The following is a 24,284-nucleotide window of genomic DNA, read 5'->3' on the forward strand; positions in this document are numbered from 1 at the left end:
TTACGCCGCCTGATCGCTGCGCCGCCACTGCGGGAAGGGATCGGCCAGATCCGCGTAGTCCGGCAGAGTCTCGGCCGTTGCTTCGGGGACCAGGCAAGCATCCAATGTGGATTTGATCGCGGGCCAGTCGATGCCTGCCCCGATGAACACCAGTTCCTGACGGCGATCGCCAAAGGGCTCCTGCCAATGCGCCTGCATATAGTCGCGCGCCTGCTGGTGGGTCGGCCAGCGTTCGGCAGGTACGGAGGCCCACCATGTCCCCAAGGGCGCCACGCTTGATAGCGCCCCAGCGAGCGAGAATTCCGCCACCCACTCGGGGCGGGTGGCAACCCAGAAATGGCCTTTGGCGCGGATCACGCCGGGCAGATTGCCGTTTAGCACCGCATGTAGTTTGTTTGGGTCAAAAGGTGCGCGTGCACGATAGACAAAGGACGCGATGCCGTATTCTTCGGTCTCCGGCACATGATCGGCAAAGCCGTATAGCTCCTTGGCCCACATCGGGTGCTCGTGTGCCTTTTCAAAATCAAACAGCTTGGTGTCGAGGATCTTGTCGGCAGGCACTTCGCTGAAATCGGTCTCGATGATCTCGGCATCGGCGTTGAGGCTGCGGATGATCTTGCGCGCGGCGTCTACTTGTTCGGGGCTGGCAAGGCTCACCTTGTTCAGCACCACCACATCCGCAAATTCCATCTGATCGGTCAGCAGATGCACGAGGGAGCGCTCGTCCTCTTCGCCCAGCGTTTCGCCTCGGTCTGCCAGCAGGTCGTGGCTGGCAAAATCGTTCAGCAGGTTCACCGCGTCGACCACCGTGACCATTGTGTCGAGACGCGCCACATCGGAGAGGCTCTCTCCCTCGGCATCGCGAAAATCAAAGGTTGCAGCGACGGGCAGCGGTTCCGAGATCCCGGTGGATTCGATCAGCAAGTAATCAAACCGCTGTTCAGCAGCGAGGCGACGCACCTCCGCCAAGAGGTCATCGCGCAGGGTGCAGCAGATGCAGCCGTTTGACATTTCCACCAGCGTTTCCTCGGTCTGGCTCAGGTCTGCGCCACCTTCGCGCACCAGATCGGCGTCGATGTTGACCTCGCTCATATCGTTCACGATCACCGCCACCCGGCGGCCTTCGCGATTGTTGAGGATACGGTTCAGAAGCGTCGTTTTGCCCGCTCCGAGAAAGCCAGAGAGGACGGTAACGGGAAGGCGGGGATCGGACATCTGCGACTCCTGTGTGAAATGTTATAATGTAACAATCACGAAGTGCAGAAAGAGGCAAGCCCCCTGAAATGAAAAACCGCGCCCCCAATTCAAGGGGCGCGGTGTGTTCGTTCACGGTCAGATGCAGATCAGAACCGCAGGCGCGCGGTCAATCCGATGGTGCGACCCGGCTCATTGAGCGGCACGACGCGGCTGTTATCAAGCCCATCCGCGCTGCGGCTGTAATAGGTCTCATCAAACAGGTTGCGCACGTCCAGTCGCAGTTCGAGATTGTCGTAGCGGGCGGGTGTGTAGCTTGCATAGAGATTCACAACCTCATAGCTCGGCAATTCCGGTGTGGTGTCGTCGTTGCTGAGTGCGATCTGTGCAGATCCACCAACGCGCCATTGCGGTGTCAGCTCCATTCCCGTTTCAAGCGCGATGATATGCCCCAGCGGACGGCCGAGATAATAGGCGGTGGAGGTGATGGTCGCATCATCCACCTCAACATCCGCGTAGGTCCAGTTCACCCGCGCAAACCCATTGGCCCAGCTGTATTGCAGGGAGGTATCAATCCCGCGGCTCTTCAGATCAGACAGCTCTCCGCGCGCACCACCCGAGGGCAGAACGGCTGCGATATCGTCGACCTCCGTCTGGAAGAGTGCCGCGCTTGCTTTCCAGGTGCCATTGTCAAACCGGACCCCGAGACGCGCAGATTTCGCACGAGAGGACGTGAAGCCTGTATAATCCCAAGGCGTGAAGAAATTCACCAGACCTGCTTCACCGAGTTCATAGCCGCCCCAGGTCGACGCAAGGCCTGCATTCAGCGACCAGGTGTCAGAGAGGCGCACATCCACCGTGCCATTGATGCTGACGCCGGTATCGGAGAATTTGGTGCCGTCAGCGCCAGTAAATTGCTGACTGTCGATCCGCGCGCCGTAGCTGATCGAGAACGTGTCGTTCAGATCCTGACGGGCCTGCGCAAAGACGCCAGTATTGCGTAGCGTCTCTCCGCCGCCACTGCCAAATGCGCCGCCGGTGCGTCCCTCAGCCGTCTCGCGGAAGAAATCCAAACCGGCCGTCAGATTGCCGCCGGCAATGTCAAAGCGGTTCTTGAACGTCGCGCTAAAGCTGGAGTTCACCCCATAAGAGCCAATCGCGTCGATTTCCTGCTTGTTGTAGCTCAGCTGGATCTCGGGGTTCCACATCCCGCTGGCTTGCGTGTTGCTATAGCCCAGCGTGTAGGAGGTGCGCCGGGAAAGCGCCTCAATGAGAACGCTCGGACCAGTGGTGAGGCCGCCAAAATCGGGACGGATAAAATAGACACCCCCCGGTCCCGGCTGCGCGCTGCGCGGGCCGCTGTCTTCGGTGCGCGAGGCTGCGAATTCGAACCGGTGACCTTCAAGGCTCTCATAGGCGACTTTGCCCACATAATCCGTCAGCTCCGCGCGGGTGCCAAGGACGACCACGCCGTCGCCATCTTCATAGTCGTCGCTGCTGCGGCGGGTGTGGCTCAGCACATATTCGAAACCGCCGTTGATGCCGTAGATGGTCAGCGAGCCGTCTTGACTGTTGGCGTTGCTGTCGGTCGACAGGCGCAGGCGGCCCCCAAAGGTGTCACCCGCTTCCAGCAGGTCGCGTGCATCCTTGGTTTCATAAGCGATTGAGCCTGCGACAGCGCCAGCACCTGCATCTGCGGGGGCCAGACCTTTGCTGACTTCGACACGTTTCAGAAGCTCAGGATCAAGCAGCACATTGCCGGTATGGTGAAAGGCGGATTTGTTCTGCCGCGCGCCGTCGATGGTGACGGACAGAAGGCTTTCTTCGATCCCGTTCACATAGACCTTTTGCGCGATTGCCGCGCCGCCGCCCGTGGTGATCGCACTTTCCCCCACAAAGACATCTTTGGTGGAGGAGGGGTTGCGCGCCTCGATCTCGTCTTCGGTGATTTCGTCATTGCCCAGAAGGGTCTGAGCATCTGCGGCCTCGACCCGAATCTCTTCGAGTTCGATAACGCCACTGGCGTCCTGAGCCCCTGCCGTCGTGGCAAAAGGCATCGCAGTTGTCAGCAGCAGGGCTGTCAGTTTTTTGGTGGAGATGCGCTGCATCTTGTGTCTGTCCCTCTACAATTTGTGTCATTGCGGGGGACGGGACGAAGGATCGACCCTACCTGGCTAGAGTTCGCTCGATTTATGATAAGGCGACAAATGCAGCAATTGTGATTTTTTGCCCGTGACCATCGCCCGTGACCTCTGGGCAACACATCTGCCGCACTGCGGGTGCCGCATAAAAAACGCCCGCACCTGCAAGAGGGCGGGCGTTTCTTGACCGAAGTCCTGAGTAGCGTCTTAGCGACGAATGCCCAGTTTCTTGATCAGGTCCTGATAGCGCGCTTCTTCTTTACCCTTCAGGTAGTCCAGCAGCTTACGGCGCTGAGCAACCATCTTCAGAAGGCCACGACGACCGTGGTTGTCCTTCTTGTGGGTTTTGAAGTGCTCGGTGAGCGTGTTGATGCGCGAGGTCAGGATTGCGACCTGGACTTCCGGAGAACCGGTGTCGCCCTCTTTGGTCGCGAATTCTTTCATCAGGCGTGTTTTTTCTTCTGCAGTAATCGACATCGGGGTCTCCTTCGTAAGGTTAAAGTGGATGGCGCAGGCCGGGATGTCGTCCAGCGCAGGCCCATGGAGAGTCCCGAGGCGGTGTTGATTCCACTTCGGGATGCGGGTGATTACGGAATTCGGCTCCGTTTTGCAAAGGAAATCCACAGCACAGGCGTGTCGTGCTGGCGGAGATCGTCTTGACGGGTATCGGCGGGCTGACTAGACGCGCTTTCAGGTTGAGCACGAGAGAGCCATGAAATTTATCCGTTAGCGAAGATTGCAGTGAATGCCACATCGACCGTTCAGCTCTGACCGGTCGAGAATTCAAACTGCTACAATCGGAGCGCAAGAGACAGTCTCTTGCGGATAAAACCTATGGAAAAATCTCAACCCGTTCAGGGGCATCTCTGCCGTGATGGCTTTAAACTCGGCTATCAAATTGAAGGGGAAGGCGACCCGCTGCTAGTCATCGGCAGTCATGTCTTCTATCCACGTGTGTTCTCAAAGGATTTGCGCCGCACGCGCAAGCTGATCTTTGTCGATCATCGTGGGTTTGCGCATGCAGACCGCGTTCTCGAGCCGCACGATTGCACGCTTGAGACCATCATGGACGACCTATCGGCCCTTTGCAGCGCGCTTAATTTGACGCGCGTGGATGTGTTGGGGCATTCCGGTCACGGGTATATGGCGCTGGAGTTTGCACGTTGCCGTCCGGATCTGGTTCGCAAAACCGTGGTCGTGGCCACCGGCCCCAGCCACGCGCCGGAACATATGGCGTATGGAGAGCGCATCTGGAAGATGCTGGCCGCGCCGGAGCGAAAACTACGGCTGACGCGGGATCTGGAGGTTATGCAACACCGCATCGAAAGTGAGCCCGAACAGAGGTTCATTTGGATGTGCCTCGGCCTTGCTGCCCGCAGTTGGTTTAACCCCTGTTTTGATGCCACGGATCTCTGGCAGGGGGTACAGGTCAACATGCCGGTTTTTGACGCCCTTTGGGGAGGGGCGTTTTCCAATTTCGATGCGGCAGGCGCGCTGCTGGCGTTAGAGCAACCGCCCCTGATCTGTCTGGGGCGTCATGATTACCTCGTGGCGCCGGTAGAGACGTGGTTGCCTCTTGTGCCTGCGAACAATCCACCGGAGTTTGCTTTGTTCGAACGCAGCAGCCACACGCCGCCATTGGAAGAGCCGGAGTTGTTCAATGATGTTTTGCAAAGATATTTGGAGTGAGTACTGAGATCCGTGGGCAACTGATCTGGTGTTTCTGAGTGCTGTCCCACGCGCATAACTTCAACTCCGGGAGAACTCCCGCCCATGTTCGTGTCCTCACGGACCCATCACATGGTTGGGCCCCGCGCCGCGCTGGCCTGAAAGGCCAGCGCGGCGCGGGGCGCTTTGGGCAAAGCCCAAAGCGAAACATCTCAAATTACGACGCCGTAATGTGCGGATGATACATCAATTGGCTAGATATGGTGCTATTCGCCACAGAGACGAATGGGAGCGATTGACTACTGAGGGAGTGGCAAATGCGCGACGTCGCCATCATCGGCTTCTACCAGCAAGATATCATCAGCCGTCAATGCCTCGGCTCCTGTAAGGCGCATGGCTATCTCTCCATCCAGACGCAGAATCGTCTCGCCGGGGGCATCGGGATCCGGTTCCAATTCCAGATCCGGCACGCCCTGATCGCCATCGTAAACCAGCAGCAACTGGTCCTCAGCAGTGTCGAAGTCGATTAACTCGACTGTGCCTGCTGCGATCCAATCTCCCAGAAGAATTTGATCTGCACCATCTCCCCCGGTCACGACGTCTGAGGCACCCGCGATCAGCGTGTCGTCACCGTCGCCGCCGTTCACAAAATCCTTCTCCGCACCGTCATCTGCTCCACTCACCACATCATTGCCGCGCCCCCCAAAGAGCGCGTCTTCCCCGGTGCCACCAAACACCATATCATCGTCGTCATTGCCATGGACTGCATCATTGCCCGCGCCCCCTCGGACAAGGTCATTGCCGGAACCGCCATACAGGGTGTCGTCGCCCTCATCCCCTTGAATACGGTCCGTGCCCAGTCCCCCCAGAAGAGAGTCATTGCCTGCGCCTCCCGCAAGCGAATCCTGGCCCGTCCCTCCGTTCAATGTGTCGTCGTCATCGCCGCCTTCCAACGTGTCTTGACCTTCGCCGCCATAGAGGTCGTCATCGCCCGCCCCTCCTTCGAGGCTATCATCGCCGCCAAAGCCATTGATCTGGTCGTCGCCCCCCAAACCAAGCAGCGCGTCATTCGCATCGCTGCCCGACATGTGATCAAGTTCATCAGAGCCGATCAGAACACCGCCATCCTCGATCCCGCCATCCTGGGGCGTATCGGTTTCAGCGTCGCCAGAACCTGTGGTGGACACGTCTTCTGTCGGGTCTTCGTCGGCCTGCCCGCCGGATAAAAATACCTCTGGCGAGACAATCGTACTACCGGAGGTGTCTGCCTCTGCGGTCACGTCGTTGTCTTCTGTTTCCTCGTCGTCGGATTCAAAATCGATCATGATCGCGCTGCCCACGGCGACGATCCCAAGAATACTGGCCAACCACAACACCGAACTGGTCCACTTCGTTTTAAACACACTCAACCGGGGTCGAGAGTGCCACAATTATGTGGTCAAAATCCAAACAAAACGGGAACATCGGTTAATGAAACCCTTATAGGTCAACATCTTGCTGCCAAAGCAAGGGCTTCTGCGCATAAGAGATATAGAGCGGGTGTTTGGGGTGGCCGGCTTTGCTTAGGCCCAGGTGGTGCAAAGGGCGGCCTGTTGCGCGCAGCCTTGCAGCAACGTCGGGGCCTTGATTGCGATGCGCGCCATGGGTGCCCCACGCACAGATTACCATGTCCGCCCAATCCACCCCGGCAAGCAACACGGACATATTCTCCGGCCCTTCCGGATCGCAGGCCGCACGCATGTCGCGCGGATCGGTGGCGCGATAAGCAAAGATATTGGTGGCCTGAAACCCGCCAAACCCCAACGCCCGTGCGCGCCTCTCGCAGCGCTCGATGGTGGGGTCGTTTTGGACTTCGGTGGCTTTGGATGGGTTGAGCATCACAAACATCACCTTTTGCCCATGAGGCTCCCAGACGCGTGTCAGGCTGTAGCGATAGGTTTCGCAGTCCGAATAAAGGGCGGTGGAGGGCGCGTCGCCCTTGATGTGATGGCGGGTGATCATGGTGAGGGTTTTGGCGTATCGCTGCGCGCAGCGCAATTCCCTATGGAAATGGTCTGGTCTCGCGGTCGAATTGCTGCATGAGTAGGTCAACGCATGTGACCCATTGTTTCGCGTGCGAAACAATGGGTCAGCGTGTTTTCCCTATCATTTACATGATGTTAACGGATGTGCCGCGGAGGTGATGAACCTGCGTGTTGCCGTATCAATCCTGATTGAACACCCGCGATGGATGCAATTCACCTGCCTTGTAGATCCCCACGGCAACCGCTTTGCCCTCTAGCGACGCCCAGGCCTCATCGCCATATTCAACGTCCGATGCGATCACCATGCCGGGGTTACCGTTTCTGAGCCGGGTTGCCCCTTCAGGCGTACATTTCAGTTCCGGTAGGTCCGCAAGCCCTTCCTCGAGCGGCCGCAGGAACTGGTCGATCTCGGGCGACTTTGCCAGATCGTCAATCTGTTCCAGCGAGACGCCGTCCTCGGCATCAAACGGGCCGGACCAGATCCGCCGTAGCTCCTGTACGTGACCAAGGCAGCCAAGTTTCTCGCCCAGATCTCTGGCAATGGACCGCACGTAACCACCTTTGCCGCAAGTCATTTCCAGCATCACGTGGTCCGCATCAGGGCGGTCCAGCATCACCAGTTCCTCTACCCAGAGTGGGCGGGAGGACAGCTCGACCTCTTCGCCATTGCGGGCGAGTTTATAGGCGCGCTGGCCGTCGACCTTCACGGCTGAAAACTTCGGCGGCACCTGCTGGATTTCGCCAATAAACCCAAGCAGGGCCTCTTTGATGCCTTCATCCGAGGGGCGCTCGCCAGAGGTCGCAATCACCTCTCCTTCGGCGTCATCGGTGTTGGTCGCAGCCCCCAACGTCACTGTGAACGTATAGGCTTTCATGGCGTCGGTGATGAAGGGAACGGTCTTGGTTGCCTCGCCCAGAGCGACGGCCAGAACGCCGGTGGCTTCGGGGTCGAGCGTGCCAGCGTGACCGGCCTTTTTGGCGTCAAACGCCCAGCGGACCTTGTTGACTACGGCGGTCGACGTGAGGCCTGCGGGTTTGTCCACCACCAGCCAGCCGGAAATGTCGCGTCCCTTGCGTTTGCGTCCCATGAATGTCCTCTGATCTGTCGGATAAGGCGCGCGAGGTAGCCTAGGACGCGAGGGCTGTCAATTCTGCAGCGCGTCTGCGTCGTCCCCTGCGATATCCTCAACCACGCCAACCACAGGCCCCATCATGAACCCGGCATCGGAGCGATCTAGGTCGGGCGCGTGCAGACGTGAGATATTGCCATCAAAATAGAGCGCCTGCGGCAGGCCGAGGTGATCGCGAAACAGACTCGCGAAATCATAGAAATTTACCGTGTTGCGCGAGATCGCAAAAACCACGCGGCGGCCATCGGCACTGGTGCCAACACCATTGCGGATATAGCGAGAATCGCTGTCCCGCAGGAATTTCGGGTGCAACGCGCCGTCGATGACCAGCATTGGCCCCGATTGAGTGGCGCTCTTGCAGGTGGTGGCGCTGGCCCCAAAGGTGAGTGTCTCGATCACATCGGCGCGCCCGTCGCGCAGGCAAAAGACGCCATTGGGCACGAGACCGAAATTGCCGGGACCGGGATTGGTGACCAGCCGCATTTCCTCGTTGCCATCCTCAAGATAAAGCCCGACCGGGGAGCGATCCGTGTGATACATCCCCGCGTTGGTGGCAAAGGAGAGTGTTTTTCCTTCGGCTGACAGACGCTCTTCGATGGTGGAGAAATGCCCCATCACTGCGCCTGTGTCATCGCGCAGGAACAGGCGTAATTCTTCGCGGCTGGCATCCACTTCGCACAGGGAATAGCGATTGCCTTGATAGCTCTCGTCGCGGCATTCCACTGCCGCCGCCTGACCAGCCCAAAGGGTAAACCCCAGCGGCAGGCTCAACAGTAACGAGGCCCGCATCGCCTCAGTCCTCCAGATCGCGACGCACCGCGTCCTGATTGAACAGGCGGCGGGTGTCATCCATCCGGTCAAATGTCTCGTCGATCTGAAACCGCAGATCTGGGGTGAACTTCAGCCCGGTCTTCTTGCCTATCGCCCGACGCAGCTCGCTCTTGTTGCGCGCCAGAAGTTGCAGCACGTCCTCCTGCCCTTTGCCACCCAAGGGCAGGACATAGGCGGTCGCGATTTTGAGATCCGGCGAGGTGCGCACCTCACCGACGGTGATAGACAGACGGTTCAGCTCCGGGTCGTGGATGTCGCCACGGGCCAGCACCTCAGAGAGTGTGCGGCGAATAACCTCGCCCACACGAAGCTGACGCTGAGAAGGACCGGGACCGTCGTGAAATTTGTTCTTAGCCATGAGACTCGATCTATGCCGAAAGCCGCCCTTTGCCAAGCGGTCCTCGTCAGGGTAGGAGAAATCCAGCGGATAGTCCAATCAGAGAGTAAAGCCATGACGGATAAACCAGGGATCGTGATCACCGGCGCTTCGGGGCGCATGGGGCAAATGTTGATCAAGACGGTGCTGGAAAGCGACAAGGCCGAGCTTGCAGGCGTGGTGGAGCGTGAAGGTCACGATTGGGTCGGTCAGGACATTGGCATCGCCATGGGCGGTGCGGCGCTTGGCGTGGCAGTCACCGACGATGCACTGGCGGCGTTCTCTGAAGCGCAGGCGGTGATTGATTTCACCGCACCCGAGGCCACGATTGCCTTTTCCAAGCTGGCCGCACAGGCAGGCTGCGTCCATGTGATTGGCACCACCGGCATGAGTGATGCGCAGATCGCAGCATTGGACCCTGCCGCCCGCGACACCGTATTGGTGCGGGCGGGCAATATGTCGCTTGGGGTGAACCTTTTGGTGCAATTGACCAAAAAGGTCGCGGCGGCCCTTGATGAGGAATTCGATATTGAGGTCATTGAGGCGCACCACCATCACAAGGTCGATGCGCCCTCCGGTACGGCCTTGATGCTGGGTGAAGCAGCGGCTGAGGGCCGAGGTGTCAAACTAGCCGATGTCGCGGACCGGGGCCGGGACGGCATCACTGGGGCGCGCAAGAAAGGCGACATCGGCTTCACCGCCATTCGCGGCGGCGACATTGTGGGCGAACATGATGTGCTGTTTGCGGCGGCTGGCGAACGGATCGTCCTGCGCCATATGGCGACTGATCGTGCGATATTTGCACGCGGGGCGCTCAAGGCCGCGCTTTGGGGACAGGGCAAAGCAGCCGGTGCCTATGACATGATCGATGTGCTTGGCTTGTGAGGATCATAGGCCGCCCCTAGGGGCGGCTGCCTCCGGCGGAGGTATTTGAAAAAAGATGATGCGCTCATCGCTCTTCTAACCTGAAATATCCCGGGGTGAGCGCCCAAAAGGGCGCGAGGGGCAGCGCCCCTGATCCGCTAAACTCAAAAATCAATCGCAATGCCTTTTTTCTCCCAATCACCATAGCGAGCGGGATCGGGGCCATCACGCCCCCCCAGTTCAGTTGGCTGAGGATGTTGCGCCTCACGGGCCTTGCGGCGTTCTTCTGCCTCGGCAAGGGCGCGTTGGGCGGCTGCGGGCAGTTCCTTTGCCCGTTGGGATTCGGGGGCGTCACTCATGGGGGCTTCTCCGCAGGGTGGGTTTCTTTATTCTGACACCATGATATACGCCCGCGTCCGCTATGGACAAGCCGATCCCCGATCAGGAGCCATCCCCCATGTCCGACCGCCCCACATCTGCCTCTGACGCACGCCGTGCGGCTGTGACGCTTCTTGATAAGGTTCTGGGCGAGGGGCTTTTGCTTGCAGAGTGTCAAACGCAGGTGCTGGAGCGGCTGGAGCCTGCGGATCGCGCGCGCGCGCAGAGATTGGCGCTGGAAGTGCTGCGTTCCCTCGAACGCGCGGATCGGGTGCTGGCGAAACATCTGCGCAAGCCCCCCGCGCTTCATGTCAGAAACGCATTGCGTCTGGGAACGGTGGAGCTGTGTTCTGGTGGGGCTGCGCATGGGGTGGTGAACGATATCGTCAATCTGGTGGCGCGTCATCGCCGTCACGCACAGCTCAAGGGGCTGGTCAACGCGGTTCTGCGCAAAGTGGCGACGGATGGCCCGACCGAGTGGGCCAAACTGCGCGTGCCACGATTGCCAAAATGGCTGCGCAGCCCGTTGGCGCAAGCATGGGGCAGTGATGCGATGCTTGCCATCGAGGCCGCGCATTTGAAGGGCGCTCCGCTTGATCTGAGCTTTAAACCGGGCGCGGATCTCTCGGCGTTGGGGGGCAAGCCAACCCCGACAGGTAGTTTGCGATTGGATGACGCGGGGCAGGTCTCGGCATTGCCGGGCTATGAGCAAGGCGATTGGTGGGTGCAGGACGCAGCCGCAGCGCTTCCTGCCCGTTTGATCCATGCGCAGGCAGGTGAACGGGTGCTCGATCTCTGTGCGGCACCGGGGGGCAAGACGTTGCAGATGGCCGCGGCGGGGGCCGATGTGACGGCGGTTGATATATCCGAGGGCCGTCTGGCGCGTCTGCAAGAGAACCTGACCCGCACCGGGTTTTCGGCGCATGTGATCGCGGGTGATGTGCTTGCGCAGAAGGGGCAATATGATGCGGTTCTGCTGGATGCGCCCTGTTCCGCGACAGGCACCATCCGCCGCCACCCGGATCTGCCTCACGCTAAGGATGGCGCCGGTTTTGGCGCCTTGATCGAGTTGCAGGCGCAGATGCTGGCGCATGCGTGGACATTGGTGCGGCCCGGCGGGCGGCTGGTCTATTGCACCTGTTCTTTGTTGCCGGATGAGGGCGAGTGCCAGATCGAAGATGCATTGGAGATGTTCCCCGAGGCCCGGATCGGCGACAGGGTTCAAATACTCGAAGGCATTGATCCGGCGTGGATCACCGAGGAAGGCGGCCTGCGTCTTCGGCCGGATTACTGGCCCGAGATCGGAGGCATGGACGGGTTCTACATGGCGGAACTCATCAAGGCTGAGCATTAATCGCAACGATCAGAACCGCCACCGCCTGCGCCCGAAGGGCGCCGGGCCCAACGGGAGCGGATCATCTCTGCATGATCCGGCGACGGGCGGGAGAGTTTGCCGTGATGCCCCACAGAGGGCAGAGAGCGCATGACACCCGGCGGCAGGCGCGTTATCCTCTGGCCAAAACGCCAAAGGCGTGTGAGGCAAGAGTGCATGTCCAGATATGATCGAATGGCCAGTCGCGGCACGCGGCTGCTGAACCGTTATACCGCCTGGAAGGCGCGCAAGCAGCCTGCGGCCACGGGGTTTGTTTCCCAGCCGGAGCCGCGCACTATTGGCAGTTTCGCGCGTGGGCGGCAGCTCGTTGCGGGGAACCTGTTGTTTGCGGGGTATCTGGTTGAAAGCGACACCACGGGACTATGGGATGTGGACGCGCCTGATTTTGCCTTTGAGGCAGAGCGGCAGGGCTGCACATGGCTGGACGATCTGGCTGCCGTGGGAGATCTCAGGGCGCGCAAGAAGGCGCAGCATTGGGTCTGGGGTTGGATTGATGAGTTCGGCAAGGGCGCGGGTCCCGGTTGGTCGCCGGATCTGACCGGGCGGCGGGTGATTCGATGGATCAACCACGCGCTATTTCTGTTGAGTGGTCAGGACAAAACCACCTCTGACGCCTTTTACCGCTCACTGTCCCAGCAAACCTGGTTCCTCGCGCAGCGCTGGAAGGGGGCATCCCCCGGCTTGCCACGCTTTGAGGCGCTGACCGGACTGATTTATGCAGGGCTTGCGCTCAAAGGCTGCGAGGACTTGGCGGACCCGGCGGTCAAAGCGCTCTCTCAGGATTGTGCGGTTCTGATCAATGCCGATGGGGGCCTGCCCACCCGCAATCCCGAAGAACTGCTGGATGTGTTCACGCTGCTCACTTGGGCGGCGGCTGCGCTGCATGAGGCGGGGCGGTCTGTGCCGCGCGAGCATCACGCAGCCTTGGATCGGATCGCGCCGACATTGCGTGCCCTGCGTCACAGCGATGGCGCATTGGCGCGGTTTCATGGCGGTGGGCGTGGACAGGAGGGCTGGCTCGATCATGCGCTGGCCGCCTCGCATGTTCCGGCAAGAGCGTATGAAGGGCTGGCAATGGGGTTTGCGCGGCTTTCGGCGCGGCGCACCTCGATCATTGTCGATGCCAATGTGCCGCCGGTTGGCAAGGCATCGTATAATGCGCATGCCTCCACATTGGCGTTCGAGCTGACCTCGGGGCGACGCCCGTTGATCGTGAACTGCGGCGCGGGCGAGAACTTCGGGCTGGAGTGGCGTCGAGCCGGGCGGGCCACGCCGTCGCATTCCGCTTTGTGTGTGGAGGGGCATTCCAGCGCGCGGCTGGCCGCACCACAGAAAGGCACCGGCCATGAGTTCCTGATCGAGCCCCCCACCGAGGTGCCGATCGAGCGGGACGATCTGGATGACGGCTATCGTTTTCAAGGTGCCCATGATGGCTATGCCAAACATTTTGGTGTGACGGTGGCGCGGTCACTGGAACTGTCGGTGGATGGGCGCACTGTTGCTGGCGAAGACATGGTGCTGGCGCTGGATGGTGCGGCCAAGAAACGCTTTGATAAGGCGCTGGATGCAGGCGGCCTGAAGGGCATCGGCTATGATTTACGGTTCCATTTGCACCCGGATGTGGACGCAGCCCTTGACTTAGGGGGCGCGGCAGTATCCATGGCGCTCAAGAGTGGGGAAATCTGGGTATTCCGTCACGATGGTCAATGCGACCTGAAGCTGGAAACCAGCGTTTACCTGGAAAAAACCCGCTTGAAGCCGCGTCAATCGCTGCAAATTGTCCTGTCGGGCCGGGCCATTCAATACGCGACCCAGATCCGCTGGACCCTCAGCAAGGCGCAGGAAACGGCCGTGGCCGTGCGCGATCTGGCCCGCGACGAACCCATGGCTTACGAAGAGTGAACCTGAACAAGGATTCTGACACCGATGACCGACCTCCACCCCGTCCGCCGCGCCCTTCTGTCCGTCTCTGACAAAACCGGGCTGATCGAGCTGGGCAAATCCCTCGCTGAGCGCGGGGTTGAACTGCTCTCGACCGGTGGCACTGCAAAAGCGCTGCGTGATGCGGGTCTCGCCGTTCGGGATGTCTCTGATGTGACCGGCTTTCCGGAAATGATGGACGGTCGTGTGAAAACCCTGCATCCAATGGTGCATGGCGGTCTGCTGGCGCTGCGCGACAATGACGCCCATGTGGCGGCGATGACCGAGCATGGCATCGGCGAGATCGACCTGTTGGTGGTGAACCTTTACCCGTTTGAAGCGGCGCTGAAGCGGGGCGCGGCCTATGACGAAATGATCGAGAACATCGACATTGGCGGCCCCGCGATGATCCGCGCGGCGGCCAAGAACCACGCGTTCGTCAACACCGTGGTCGATGTCGAAGACTACGGCGTGCTGCTGGAAGAGCTGGACCAGAACGACGGCCAGACCTCCTTTGCCTTCCGTCAGTGGCTGGCGCAGAACGCCTATGCGCGCACGGCTGCCTATGATGCCGCCGTTTCAAACTGGATGGCCGGTGCGATTGGCCTTGAGGCACCGCGCCGCCGCGCTTTTGCCGGTCAGATTGCACAGACGCTGCGCTATGGTGAGAACCCGCACCAGGACGCGGCCTTCTACACCGATGGCACCGAGCGCGTTGGCGTGGCGACCGCCCAGCAGTTGCAGGGCAAGGAACTCTCCTACAACAACATCAACGACACCGATGCGGCCTTTGAACTGGTGAGTGAATTCGCACCTGCCGACGGCCCGGCTGTGGCGATCATCAAACACGCCAACCCCTGCGGCGTGGCGCGCGGCGCAACCCTGCTGGAGGCCTATAACAAGGCGTTCGACTGCGACCGCACCTCTGCCTTTGGCGGCATTGTGGCGCTCAATATGCCGCTTGACGCGGCAACCGCCGAGGCGATCACCCAGATCTTTACCGAAGTGGTGATTGCGCCGGGGGCCTCTGATGAGGCCAAGGCCATCTTTGCGGCGAAGAAAAACTTACGCCTGCTGATCACCGATGGCTTGCCCAATCCGCAGGACGCAGGTCTGACCACCCGTCAGGTCTCTGGCGGGATGCTGGTGCAGGACAAGGACGTTGGCCACCGCGCCATGGATGACCTCAAGGTGGTGACCGAAAAAGCGCCGACCGATGAGCAAATGGCGGATCTGCTGTTTGCGTGGAAAGTCGCCAAACACGTGAAATCCAACGCGATTGTCTATGTGAAAGACGGCCAGACCGTTGGCGTCGGCGCCGGTCAGATGAGTCGCGTGGACTCGGCCACGATCGCAGGCGTCAAGGCGCAGCGGATGGCGGATGCGATGGAGCTGCCAGAAAGCCTTGCCAAAGGTTCTGCCGTGGCTTCGGATGCGTTTTTCCCCTTTGCGGATGGTCTGATGGAAGCGGCGGCAAATGGCGCAACCTGCGTCATTCAGCCCGGTGGGTCGATGCGCGATGATGAGGTCATCAAGGCCGCGAATGAAGCGGGCCTTGCGATGGTCTTCACCGGCATGCGCCACTTCCGTCACTGATCCCGGAGCAGTTTGATATGCGGAGCTACGCGCTATACTTTGCGGCCCTCTTTGCGCTGATCGTTGATCAGGCCACCAAGATCGGGGTCGTGTTCGGCCTTGATCTGGTGAACCTGCTGCGCATTGACGTGGCTCCGCCGCTCCTGAACTTTCGCTACGGCGAAAATCGGGGCATCAACTTTGGACTGTTCAACGATGGTGGCGACTCCAGCCGCTGGATCTTGATCGCGATCTCGCTGGTGATCTGTGCTGCGGTGTTCATATGGGTGCGCCGCAGCCATTCAAACAGCCGGATGATGCTCATCAGTGCCGGGCTGGTGATTGGCGGCGCGCTGGGCAACGTACTGGATCGGGTGCTGTACGGCTATGTGCTGGACTTCCTGAATATGTCCTGCTGCGGGTTCAATAACCCTTATGTGTTTAACGTCGCCGATATATTTGTTTTTGGTGGTGCGGCGGGGTTGATCCTGTTTGAGGGGCGGGCGAAAAAGCCCGCGTGACCTCCTGCGTGATTTGCGCTAGAGGTGTTGAGAACGTCTGAAGCGCGGGGCTCTGGCATCTCGCTTCAACTCATTGATAACGCATGTCTGAGGCGCGCTTAACGGGTTCTGACTGTTGCGCGACATGCACGAGAAGGACCGCGCCCCATGCGCTTTGTGACTGCACCGATCATCTTGAGTTCCGTTCTGCTGGTGGCTGCTTGTGCCAACAAGCCGCTGCATGATCTTGATGCACGTCGCAACACGCCGGACGAGTTCCTCGTGCTGCCCAACAAGCCGCTGGAACAACCCGAAAGCTATGCCGCACTGCCGCAACCGACCCCCGGTGGCAGCAATCGCACCGACCGCAACCCGCAGGCCGAGGCCATCGTGGCGCTGGGCGGGCGACCCAGCGGTGCGGGTATTCCGGCCTCTGATGGCGCACTGGTGACAGCCGCAAGCCGCCACGGCGTGCAGGGCGACATTCGGGAAACGCTGACTGCTGAGGATACAAAGCGGCGCAAGCGGGCGGGTATCCTCGCCAATATCAAGCTCTTCCCCGTGGATCGCTACGCTGAAACCTACGAGCGAGAAGCACTCGATCCGCAAGATGTTAGCACAGCCTACCGTCGCGCCGGGGTTCCGACCCCGTCTTCACCGCCAAAAGGCGAATAATCCTTCACAATTTCGGCAAACCGTCTTGTGGCTGACGGTCGGCACCGTAATTTGATGCGCAGCAGGCCAAAACGACTCTGCGCCGGGCCGTGCCATTGCGCGCGCTCGGGGGACCGATCTGGAGGATAGAACATATGACATCTGAGGCAGCGATTCCGTCCGGGCTGCGGGCCAGCTGGCGGGGTGCGCTTTGTGCCCTTGTGATGGCAGCGGGCCTTGGCGCGCCTGTGCTTTCCGCGCAGGAGGCGTCTCCGGCAAGTGACGCGGCACCTAAATCCGAGCAAACCGGCGTTGAGATGGTCACCACCTTCACGCTTGAGAACGGGATGATGGTGGTGGTGGTCGAAGATCATCGCGCCCCTGTGGTGCAGCATATGGTCTGGTATCGTGCGGGCTCTGCCGATGAGCCCGTGGGGCAAAGCGGTGTTGCCCACTTCCTCGAACACCTTCTGTTCAAGGGCACCGATACGCTGGACGCGGGCGAGCTGTCGGCGACAGTTGCGCGTAACGGTGGTCGCGACAATGCCTTCACCAGCTATGATTACACGGCTTATTTTCAGCGTGTTGCAGCAGATCGGCTGGAGCTGATGATGCAGATGGAAGCGGATAGGATGCGCAATCTGCGCCTCACTGAGACCGATATCGTGACCGAGCGCGAGGTGATCCTCGAAGAACGCAACCAGCGCACCGACAATGATCCCACTGCATTGTTTCGTGAACAGATGCGGGCGGTGCAATACCTGAACCATCGGTACAGTCAGCCGGTGATCGGCTGGCGGCACGAGATGGAAACCCTGTCGATGGAGGACGCACTATCCTACTACGGCACCTATTACGCGCCCAATAACGCAATCCTTGTGGTGTCTGGTGATGTGAAACCCGACGAGGTGCGCAAGCTCGCCGAGACCTACTATGGTGTGATCCCGGCCAATCCAGATCTTCCGGAACGGTTGCGCAGCGAGGAGCCACCGCAAACCGCAGCGCGGCGTCTGACTTTTGCCGATGCGCGGGTCTCGCAACCTTATGTACAGCGATCCTATCTGGCGCCTGAGCGTGACAGCGGCAGTCAGGAAAAGGCCGCTGCGCTCTATCTGCTCTCGCAGCTCCTGGGTGGGGGAACCACATCCTATCTGGCCAATGCACTACAGTTTGAACAGCAACTGGCGGTTTATACGGCGGCCTTCTATTCTGGTGTGTCGCTGGATGACACCACCTTTGATTTTGTGATTGTCCCCGCTGATGGGGTGACCCTCGAAGAGGCCGAGGCGGCGCTTGATCGCAGCGTGCAGCAGTTCCTCGCGACAGGTGTCGATAGCCAAAAGCTTGAGCGTATCAAGCTGCAGCTGCGCGCCTCAGAAATCTATGCTCGGGACGATGTGGACCGCATTGCCAACCGCTATGGCCGCGCGCTCACCTCGGGGCTGACGGTTGAGGATGTGCAGGATTGGCCGCGCGTGCTGCAATCTATCACTGAGGATGAGATTATTGCCGTCGCCCGCGAGGTATTGCGGCCCGAGGCATCTGTCACCGGTTACCTGATCCAAAGCCAGCAGGAGGCTGACCAATGAGCCGGAATATAACATCCGCCCGCGCGCGCGCAGTTGATCTGCGCCCGCTAAAACGTGCCATTCTGGCGCTGTTGGTTGGGGTTGCAGTGCTTTTTGCCGCGCAGATGGCGCGGGCTGAGATCGACATCAAAGAAGTCACATCTCCCGGCGGGATTAAGGCGTGGCTGGTCGAAGATCACAGCATTCCCTTCTCTGCCTTGGAACTGCGGTTTCGCGGCGGCACATCACTGGACGCACCCGGCAAACGCGGGGCCGTGCATCTGATGGGCGGCCTGTTGGAAGAGGGAGCAGGAGAACTGCGCGCGCAGGACTACGCCCGCGCTGTGGAGGCTTTGGCGGCCAATTTTTCTTATGACGCCGACAAGGACATGGTCGCGATCTCCGCCAGTTTTCTGACCGAAAACCGCGATGAGGTGATGGAGCTTTTGCGCCAGACCATTCAAGAGCCACGTTTCGATCAGGATGCGCTGGACCGCGTGCGGGCACAGGTTCTGGTGGGGCTGCGCTCTGATCAGACCGATCCCAATGCGATTGCGGGCAAGACCTTTGGTAAGCTGGCATTTGGCGACCACCCTTATGGCTCCGATGGTAAGGGCACGGTGGAGAGCGTCTCGGCGCTGACCCGTCAGGACATGTTTGCCGCCCATGAGGCTGTTTTTTCCCGTGACCGTCTGTACGTAAGCGCGGTTGGTGATATCACACCCGAAGAGCTGGGCGCGCTGCTGGACGAATTGCTGGGCGATTTGCCCGCCGAGGGGGCGCCGATGCCCGGCCCGGCAGAGGTGCTGCTGACAGGTGGCACCACGGTAGTGCCCTTTGCCACGCCGCAGTCTGTGGCGCTCTTCGGGCAGAAGGGGATCGACCGTAATGATCCGGATTTCTTTGCCGCTTATGTGCTGAACCAGATCCTCGGTGGTGGATCATTTGAGACGCGCCTGATGCAGGAAGTGCGCACCAAACGCGGCCTCACCTATGGAGCCTATAGCTATTTGGTGCCGCGTGATCTGGCCTCGACCTACATGGGATCTTTTGCCTCTGCCAATGAGAAGATGGCAGAAGCGGTCGGCGTTGTGCGCGACCAGTGGCAGGCCTTGGTGGACGGCGGTGTGACCGAAGCGGAGCTGCAGGATGCCAAGACCTATCTGACCGGGGCCTATCCTTTGCGCTTCAACGGCAATAGTCAGATCGCTGCGATCCTTGTGTCGATGCAGATGGATGACCTGCCCACCGACTATGTGGTCACCCGCAACGAAAAGGTTGAGGCGGTGACCCTGGATGACGTGAACCGGATCGCCAAAGAGCTGCTGGACCCCGAGGGGCTGCGGTTCGTGGTGGTTGGAGAGCCCGAAGGGCTGAAGTCTACGAACTAAGCACTGGGCAAACATCCCTGAAACAAAAACGGCGCGGTTCCAAATGGGAGCCGCGCCGTTTTTTCTGTGTTGGGGACGAAGTGTTACTCGCCGTAGGGAATCCACACGGTTTTCACTTCGGTTGCGGCCTGCAAGAAGCGTTTGGATTGGTCGCGCGACCAGTCAAAGGCGCGGCCATTGTTGACCCATGTGCGCTTGAGATTGCCAGCAGATGCGGCCTCGATCATCTTTGACAGGTCGGTGGAAGAGAAGCTCCAGACCGCGTCGATATCGAGATGTTTGGCCATAGTGTCGCCAAGGTCCTTGTGCGCGCCGGTAAGGATATTCACCACACCCGCAGGGACATCTGACGTCTCAAGCACCTGATAGAGGTCGGTGGCCGCCAACGGGAAGGCCTGAGACGCCGCCAGCACCACACGGTTGCCCATCGCAATTGCAGGGGCCATCGCCGAAATCAGACCCAGAAGCGGGGCTTCATCGGCGCAGAGAACACCAATGGTGCCAACCGGTTCTTTCATGCCAAGCGCGACGCCCCGGATTGGCACGCCATGCGCCAGCCCGTCGTATTTATCGGCCCATGCAGCAGCAGAAAACAGCCGTTGCAGCGAGGCTTCGACCTCCACTGTGCCGTCGCCTTTGCCTGTCATCGCATCAATGCGGGCGGCGAATTCACCCGCACGAGCTGCGAGGTTTTCGGCCAGATAATAGAGGATCTGCGCCCGCAAGTGCCCGGTGGTCTTGGCCCAGCCTTTGGCGGCGTTTGCGGCCTCAACCGCGTTACGGACGTCCTTGCGGCTGCCAGCGCCGACGTGGCCCAGCAGGTCGCCTTTGGGGCCGTAGACGGATTTGGAATAGCCGCTGTCGGGGCGGGTTTGTTTGCCACCGATGAACATCTTGGCGGTGCGGTCGATGCCCGCGGGTGCCGCACCTTTGTCGTCGCCTTCAAAGGCCCCAACAGGGTTCAGCGTGTCCAACGCGCCTGTGGGTTTGGTGTAGGCCATCAGGCCTTCGACGCCACCTTCGCGGCCAAAGCCGCTTTCGCGTACGCCGCCAAAGGGGGCGGCGGCGTCGAACATATTGGTGCCATTGACCCAGACCACGCCCGCAACCAGTTTAGGTGCGATATCGAGGGCGAGGTTCACGTTCTCGGTCCAGAGTGTCGCGGCCAACCCGTAGTGGGTGTTGTTCGCCAGTTCGACAGCCTCAGCAGGGGTGCGGAAGGTGGTAGAGACCAGCACCGGGCCAAAGATCTCTTCCTGCATCAACGTATCAGCGGGTGAGAGGCCCTCAATGAGGGTGGGCGGGAAGAAGCAGCCCTTGGCAGGCATATTAACTGCGGTTTGATGCACGGTGCAGTTTTTCGCAGAGGCGACCATGCGGGTGATTTCCGCATGTTGAACCGGATCCACCACTGCGCCCACATCGATGCATTTGTCGAGCGGATCACCCAGACGCAGGGTTTTCATCCGCGCGCGCAGTTTCTGGTGGAAGCGTTCTGCGACACCTTCCTGCACCAAAAGGCGCGACCCGGCGCAGCAGACCTGACCTTGATTGAACCAGATCGCATCCACCAGCCCCTCAATGGCGCTGTCCAGATCGGCGTCGTCAAACACGATGTAGGGGCTCTTGCCGCCCAACTCCAGGGTCAACGCCTTGCCGGTGCCTGCAGTTGCTTCGCGGATCTTGCGCCCCACCGAGGTGGAGCCGGTAAAGGCGATTTTGTCCACGTCCGCATTAACGATCATTTCGCCCACGGCACCATCGCCGGTAATGATGTTCACAACGCCCTTGGGCAGGCCCGCCTGACGGCAGATGTCGGCAAACAGCAGCGCGGTGAGCGACGTATATTCAGCCGGTTTCAGGACCACCGTGTTGCCCATCGCCAGCGCGGGCGCGACTTTCCATGCCAGCATCAGGAGCGGGAAGTTCCACGGGATGATCTGACCGCAGACGCCAAGCGCCTCCCGACCCGACATTTCCTCATCCATCAGCTGCGCGTGGCCTGCGTGATGGTAGAAATGACGCTGCACCAGCGGAATATCGATGTCGCGGCTCTCGCGGATCGGCTTGCCGTTGTCGAGTGTTTCGAGCACCGCAAAGAGGCGGCTGTGCTTTTGCAAAAGACGCGCAATGGCATAGAGATATGTCGCACGGCCAGAGCCACCCATCGCGGCCCAAGCCCCTTGCGCGGCGCGGGCAGCTTTGACAGCGGCGTCTACGTCTTTTTGTGTCGCTTGCGTCAGCTCTGCCAGTACCTCGCCGGTTGCGGGGTTTTTGCTCTCGAAGGTTTGGCCCGGAGCGGTGAAGCTACCATTGATAAAGTGACCGAACTGGCTTCCCTGATCGACCAGCCAAGCGAGGGCCTCTGCGGCGCTTTCGGGGGCGGGGCCATAGTCCATGGTGTCAAAAATCTCTTTGATTGTCATCTATTGGTCCTCACGCCATCGGGTGGCGGTAGCCAGCGGAGTAAGCGCCGGTCACATGGTGTTCGAGCTGACGTTCGATATCGCCCAGCAGGCTGGATGCGCCAAAGCGGAAGAGGTCCGGTTGCAGCCAGCGGTTGCCCAGTTCCTCTTTCATCAGGCTGAGGTAAACTAGGGCATCCTTGGCCTTGGAGATGCCGCCTGCGGGCTTGTAGCCGACATGGAAACCAGTGCGTTCATAGTAGTCGCGAATGGCACGGATCATCACCAGCGAAACCGGTAGGGTGGCATTCACCCCTTCCTTGCCGGTAGAGGTCTTGATGAAATCTGCACCCGCCATCATGCAGATCATTGAGGCCCGCGCGACATTGCGCAGGGTGCCAAGTTCACCGGTGGCGAGGATGGCCTTTACATGGGCATCCCCACACGCCTCGCGGAAGGCTTTCATCTCATCATAGAGCGCCTGCCAGTTGCCCGAAAGAACGTGGCGGCGCGAAATCACGATGTCGATCTCCTTGGCACCAGCCCGCACGCTCTCGCGGATTTCTTCGACCCGCAGGTGGAAGGGCGAAAGACCTGCCGGAAACCCGGTAGAGACGGCTGCAACAGGGATCTGGGTGCCATGAAGCGCTCGCACGGCAGCAGGGATCATGTCGTGGTAGACGCAGACCGCACCCGTGGTGAGGCTGTCCATCCCCAGTGCTGACAGGATGTCTGCGCGCACGGGTTGGCGCGCCTTGGCGCAAAGGCGGCGGACGCGGGCCTCGGTGTCGTCGCCTGAAAGCGTCGTGAGGTCGATCAGGCTGATTGCCTTTAGCAGCCACGCGGCCTGATAGTCCTTCTTGACCGAGCGACGACCGGGCAGGCTGGCACAGCAGCGTTCGATTGCGGAGGTATTTGCCTCAAGGCCCAGAGCCCAATCCAGATCGAGCGCGATGCCGGGGTTGCGGGGCAGATCGCTGTGGGTCGCACCCTGAGGGGCGGCAGATTGCGCGGCAGGCGGTGTGGCCTTGCTGGTCGGGTTGGCAGCGGAGGTGTTCGGCGGCTGCGTGCCGTCTTCTGCAGTTTGGCTGTCCATTTGTGGGAGTCCTCGAACGTTTCACACCCAAAATCGCATGCCACCCCGCTTTGATGCAAGGTTTCCCAAAGGTTTTCCCGTTCCATTTTTTACCAAGAGGACAAAAATCAAAGATATTGTGAGAATAATTCTCATTTTCATTGACGAAGTTGAGAATCGTTCTCATATTGCGGGTAGGCGAAACGAGAATCTTGCGGGCAGGGAGCACCTTTATGCTGAACCGACGTCACACTCTTCTGGGTATGGGGGCCATGGTGGCCCTTGCTGCGAAACCTGTTGCAGCCTCTGACGGACCACTGACGGTGGTGGCGACCACCGGGATGATTGCCGATGCAGCCCGTCAAATCGGTGCTGCGGAGGTCGAGGTGACCGCCTTGATGGGAGCGGGTGTTGATCCGCACGCCTATCGCCAGACCCGCAGCGATATTGCTGCGATGACCCGTGCAGATCTGGTGTTGTGGCACGGTTTGTACCTTGAGGCGCAGATGGAGGATTTCTTCCACTCGCTCGCACGTAAGCGCGAGGTTGTGGCAGTGGCCGAAGCGATGCCAAAGGACCTGCTGCGTGGCCATGATGATTACGCCGATAAATACGACCCGCACGTCTGGATGAGCCCGGAGCTGTGGAAGCATGTGGTACGCGAAGTGGCACGCGCCCTCACCGAGGCACGCCCGGAATCTGCGGATCTGTTTGCAGCCAATTTGGAGCGGCATTTAGGGGAATTGGATCGCCTGTCCGACTACGGTCGCAAAGTTGTGGCCGGGGTGCCAGACAGCAACCGTGTGTTGGTCACCGCGCATGATGCCTTTGGCTATTTTGGTCGCGACTACGGCTTTGAGGTGTTAGGCATTCAGGGCATCTCGACGCAGTCAGAGGCCGGTTTGAACCGGATTGGCGCGTTGGTCGACGTATTGGTAGAGCGCCAAATTAAGGCCGTGTTTGTCGAGACCTCAGTCGCGGATCGCTCCATGCGCGCATTGATGGAAGGGGCGGCGGCCAAAGGGCATGACGTCGTGATCGGCGGCGAGCTGTTTTCGGACGCCATGGGTCAGGATGGGACCTATGAGGCCACCTATGTCGGTATGCTCGATCACAACTTTACCACCATCGCCGGTGCGCTGGGCGCGGATGTGCCCACCGGCGGTATGGACGGCAAACTCGGGGCAGGTCACTAAC

At 60.1% G+C, this 24,284-nt stretch carries 21 protein-coding genes; 10 read left to right on the top strand and 11 right to left on the bottom strand.

Translation table 11 applies throughout. The features are described 5' to 3' along the window. From zigA to rpsO, 3 genes are all read right to left on the bottom strand, one after another. Positions 1–1,215: a zinc metallochaperone GTPase ZigA gene (gene zigA / locus UB90_RS06690; protein ID WP_065325425.1), complete on the bottom strand. Its 1,215-nt coding sequence runs from the start codon at positions 1,213–1,215 to the stop codon at positions 1–3. A 128-nt stretch (positions 1,216–1,343) separates the two neighbouring features. After that, the gene (locus UB90_RS06695; protein ID WP_065325424.1) at positions 1,344–3,302 is read right to left on the bottom strand and encodes a TonB-dependent receptor; all 1,959 of its coding nucleotides are present in this window, start codon (positions 3,300–3,302) and stop codon (positions 1,344–1,346) included. 240 nt (positions 3,303–3,542) lie between these two features. Beyond that, the gene (gene rpsO, locus UB90_RS06700) at positions 3,543–3,812 is read right to left on the bottom strand and encodes a 30S ribosomal protein S15 (RefSeq protein ID WP_005607207.1); all 270 of its coding nucleotides are present in this window, start codon (positions 3,810–3,812) and stop codon (positions 3,543–3,545) included. Between the two features lie 357 nt (positions 3,813–4,169). Between rpsO and UB90_RS06705 the strand changes: the two genes are divergently transcribed. Further along, positions 4,170–5,024, top strand: a complete 855-nt coding sequence (locus UB90_RS06705; protein WP_065325423.1) for an alpha/beta fold hydrolase — start codon at positions 4,170–4,172, stop codon at positions 5,022–5,024. A 278-nt stretch (positions 5,025–5,302) separates the two neighbouring features. On the opposite strand, the gene UB90_RS06710 is transcribed toward UB90_RS06705, so the two are convergent. From UB90_RS06710 to rbfA, 5 genes are all read right to left on the bottom strand, one after another. After that, positions 5,303–6,379 carry a calcium-binding protein gene (locus UB90_RS06710; protein WP_065325422.1) on the bottom strand — a complete coding sequence of 359 codons (1,077 nt, stop codon included), beginning with the start codon at positions 6,377–6,379 and terminating at the stop codon, positions 5,303–5,305. Positions 6,380–6,482: 103 nt separating this feature from the next. After that, the gene (locus UB90_RS06715; RefSeq protein WP_065325617.1) at positions 6,483–7,004 is read right to left on the bottom strand and encodes a DUF1643 domain-containing protein; all 522 of its coding nucleotides are present in this window, start codon (positions 7,002–7,004) and stop codon (positions 6,483–6,485) included. Positions 7,005–7,206: 202 nt separating this feature from the next. After that, a complete protein-coding gene (truB, locus tag UB90_RS06720) occupies positions 7,207–8,115 on the bottom strand; it encodes a tRNA pseudouridine(55) synthase TruB (protein ID WP_065325421.1) in 909 nt (302 codons plus the stop codon). A 57-nt stretch (positions 8,116–8,172) separates the two neighbouring features. Beyond that, complete coding sequence (locus UB90_RS06725) at positions 8,173–8,946, bottom strand: phosphodiester glycosidase family protein (protein ID WP_009177514.1); 774 nt, start codon at positions 8,944–8,946, stop codon at positions 8,173–8,175. A 4-nt stretch (positions 8,947–8,950) separates the two neighbouring features. Further along, entirely contained in the window at positions 8,951–9,346 is a 396-nt protein-coding gene (rbfA, locus tag UB90_RS06730) for a 30S ribosome-binding factor RbfA (protein ID WP_005636729.1), read from the bottom strand. A gap of 93 nt (positions 9,347–9,439) precedes the next feature. On the opposite strand from rbfA, the gene dapB reads away from it, so the two are divergent. After that, on the top strand, positions 9,440–10,249 hold the full coding sequence (dapB, locus tag UB90_RS06735) for a 4-hydroxy-tetrahydrodipicolinate reductase (protein ID WP_005636732.1): 810 nt from the start codon (positions 9,440–9,442) through the stop codon (positions 10,247–10,249). 143 nt (positions 10,250–10,392) lie between these two features. Here the strand turns inward: dapB and UB90_RS06740 are convergent, their stop codons facing one another. Then, positions 10,393–10,587 carry a DUF1674 domain-containing protein gene (locus UB90_RS06740; protein ID WP_065325420.1) on the bottom strand — a complete coding sequence of 65 codons (195 nt, stop codon included), beginning with the start codon at positions 10,585–10,587 and terminating at the stop codon, positions 10,393–10,395. Between the two features lie 98 nt (positions 10,588–10,685). On the opposite strand from UB90_RS06740, the gene UB90_RS06745 reads away from it, so the two are divergent. From UB90_RS06745 to UB90_RS06775, 7 genes are all read left to right on the top strand, one after another. Then, a complete protein-coding gene (locus UB90_RS06745; protein ID WP_065325419.1) occupies positions 10,686–11,960 on the top strand; it encodes an RsmB/NOP family class I SAM-dependent RNA methyltransferase in 1,275 nt (424 codons plus the stop codon). 195 nt (positions 11,961–12,155) lie between these two features. After that, positions 12,156–13,901 (top strand): heparinase II/III family protein, encoded by a 1,746-nt coding sequence (locus tag UB90_RS06750; protein WP_065325418.1) that lies wholly within the window; start codon positions 12,156–12,158, stop codon positions 13,899–13,901. Positions 13,902–13,925: 24 nt separating this feature from the next. Next, positions 13,926–15,515, top strand: a complete 1,590-nt coding sequence (purH, locus tag UB90_RS06755) for a bifunctional phosphoribosylaminoimidazolecarboxamide formyltransferase/IMP cyclohydrolase (RefSeq protein WP_009177399.1) — start codon at positions 13,926–13,928, stop codon at positions 15,513–15,515. Positions 15,516–15,532: 17 nt separating this feature from the next. Then, on the top strand, positions 15,533–16,015 hold the full coding sequence (lspA, locus tag UB90_RS06760; RefSeq protein ID WP_009177921.1) for a signal peptidase II: 483 nt from the start codon (positions 15,533–15,535) through the stop codon (positions 16,013–16,015). 147 nt (positions 16,016–16,162) lie between these two features. Further along, positions 16,163–16,669, top strand: a complete 507-nt coding sequence (locus UB90_RS06765; RefSeq protein WP_009177511.1) for a DUF3035 domain-containing protein — start codon at positions 16,163–16,165, stop codon at positions 16,667–16,669. Between the two features lie 134 nt (positions 16,670–16,803). Continuing rightward, entirely contained in the window at positions 16,804–18,237 is a 1,434-nt protein-coding gene (locus tag UB90_RS06770; protein ID WP_081285536.1) for a M16 family metallopeptidase, read from the top strand. Further along, positions 18,234–19,607 carry a M16 family metallopeptidase gene (locus UB90_RS06775; protein ID WP_065331914.1) on the top strand — a complete coding sequence of 458 codons (1,374 nt, stop codon included), beginning with the start codon at positions 18,234–18,236 and terminating at the stop codon, positions 19,605–19,607. Before UB90_RS06770 ends, UB90_RS06775 begins: the two co-directional genes overlap by 4 nt. A gap of 83 nt (positions 19,608–19,690) precedes the next feature. On the opposite strand, the gene UB90_RS06780 is transcribed toward UB90_RS06775, so the two are convergent. Further along, on the bottom strand, positions 19,691–22,033 hold the full coding sequence (locus tag UB90_RS06780; RefSeq protein WP_065325416.1) for an aldehyde dehydrogenase family protein: 2,343 nt from the start codon (positions 22,031–22,033) through the stop codon (positions 19,691–19,693). A gap of 10 nt (positions 22,034–22,043) precedes the next feature. Further along, on the bottom strand, positions 22,044–23,108 hold the full coding sequence (deoC, locus tag UB90_RS06785) for a deoxyribose-phosphate aldolase (protein ID WP_227512121.1): 1,065 nt from the start codon (positions 23,106–23,108) through the stop codon (positions 22,044–22,046). A gap of 212 nt (positions 23,109–23,320) precedes the next feature. Here deoC and UB90_RS06790 point away from each other — a divergent pair, with 212 nt between their 5' ends. After that, on the top strand, positions 23,321–24,283 hold the full coding sequence (locus UB90_RS06790) for a metal ABC transporter solute-binding protein, Zn/Mn family (RefSeq protein WP_065325415.1): 963 nt from the start codon (positions 23,321–23,323) through the stop codon (positions 24,281–24,283). Position 24,284 lies beyond the last annotated feature (1 nt).

Source organism: Tritonibacter mobilis (genome assembly GCF_001681715.1).
GTDB classification, from domain to species: Bacteria; Pseudomonadota; Alphaproteobacteria; order Rhodobacterales; family Rhodobacteraceae; genus Epibacterium; species Epibacterium mobile.

What these genes read in the sequence shown, in the direction of transcription:
- UB90_RS06780 (WP_065325416.1), bottom strand. Translation starts at nt 22,033, where the DNA reads ATGACAATCAAAGAGATTTTTGACACCATGGACTATGGCCCCGCCCCC.
- deoC (WP_227512121.1), bottom strand. Translation starts at nt 23,108, where the DNA reads ATGGACAGCCAAACTGCAGAAGACGGCACGCAGCCGCCGAACACCTCC.
- rbfA (WP_005636729.1), bottom strand. Translation starts at nt 9,346, where the DNA reads ATGGCTAAGAACAAATTTCACGACGGTCCCGGTCCTTCTCAGCGTCAG.
- purH (WP_009177399.1), top strand. Translation starts at nt 13,926, where the DNA reads ATGACCGACCTCCACCCCGTCCGCCGCGCCCTTCTGTCCGTCTCTGAC.
- dapB (WP_005636732.1), top strand. Translation starts at nt 9,440, where the DNA reads ATGACGGATAAACCAGGGATCGTGATCACCGGCGCTTCGGGGCGCATG.
- lspA (WP_009177921.1), top strand. Translation starts at nt 15,533, where the DNA reads ATGCGGAGCTACGCGCTATACTTTGCGGCCCTCTTTGCGCTGATCGTT.
- UB90_RS06775 (WP_065331914.1), top strand. Translation starts at nt 18,234, where the DNA reads ATGAGCCGGAATATAACATCCGCCCGCGCGCGCGCAGTTGATCTGCGC.
- UB90_RS06705 (WP_065325423.1), top strand. Translation starts at nt 4,170, where the DNA reads ATGGAAAAATCTCAACCCGTTCAGGGGCATCTCTGCCGTGATGGCTTT.
- UB90_RS06715 (WP_065325617.1), bottom strand. Translation starts at nt 7,004, where the DNA reads ATGATCACCCGCCATCACATCAAGGGCGACGCGCCCTCCACCGCCCTT.
- zigA (WP_065325425.1), bottom strand. Translation starts at nt 1,215, where the DNA reads ATGTCCGATCCCCGCCTTCCCGTTACCGTCCTCTCTGGCTTTCTCGGA.
- UB90_RS06725 (WP_009177514.1), bottom strand. Translation starts at nt 8,946, where the DNA reads ATGCGGGCCTCGTTACTGTTGAGCCTGCCGCTGGGGTTTACCCTTTGG.
- UB90_RS06750 (WP_065325418.1), top strand. Translation starts at nt 12,156, where the DNA reads ATGTCCAGATATGATCGAATGGCCAGTCGCGGCACGCGGCTGCTGAAC.
- UB90_RS06745 (WP_065325419.1), top strand. Translation starts at nt 10,686, where the DNA reads ATGTCCGACCGCCCCACATCTGCCTCTGACGCACGCCGTGCGGCTGTG.
- UB90_RS06770 (WP_081285536.1), top strand. Translation starts at nt 16,804, where the DNA reads ATGACATCTGAGGCAGCGATTCCGTCCGGGCTGCGGGCCAGCTGGCGG.
- truB (WP_065325421.1), bottom strand. Translation starts at nt 8,115, where the DNA reads ATGGGACGCAAACGCAAGGGACGCGACATTTCCGGCTGGCTGGTGGTG.
- UB90_RS06790 (WP_065325415.1), top strand. Translation starts at nt 23,321, where the DNA reads ATGCTGAACCGACGTCACACTCTTCTGGGTATGGGGGCCATGGTGGCC.
- UB90_RS06695 (WP_065325424.1), bottom strand. Translation starts at nt 3,302, where the DNA reads ATGCAGCGCATCTCCACCAAAAAACTGACAGCCCTGCTGCTGACAACT.
- UB90_RS06740 (WP_065325420.1), bottom strand. Translation starts at nt 10,587, where the DNA reads ATGAGTGACGCCCCCGAATCCCAACGGGCAAAGGAACTGCCCGCAGCC.
- UB90_RS06765 (WP_009177511.1), top strand. Translation starts at nt 16,163, where the DNA reads ATGCGCTTTGTGACTGCACCGATCATCTTGAGTTCCGTTCTGCTGGTG.
- rpsO (WP_005607207.1), bottom strand. Translation starts at nt 3,812, where the DNA reads ATGTCGATTACTGCAGAAGAAAAAACACGCCTGATGAAAGAATTCGCG.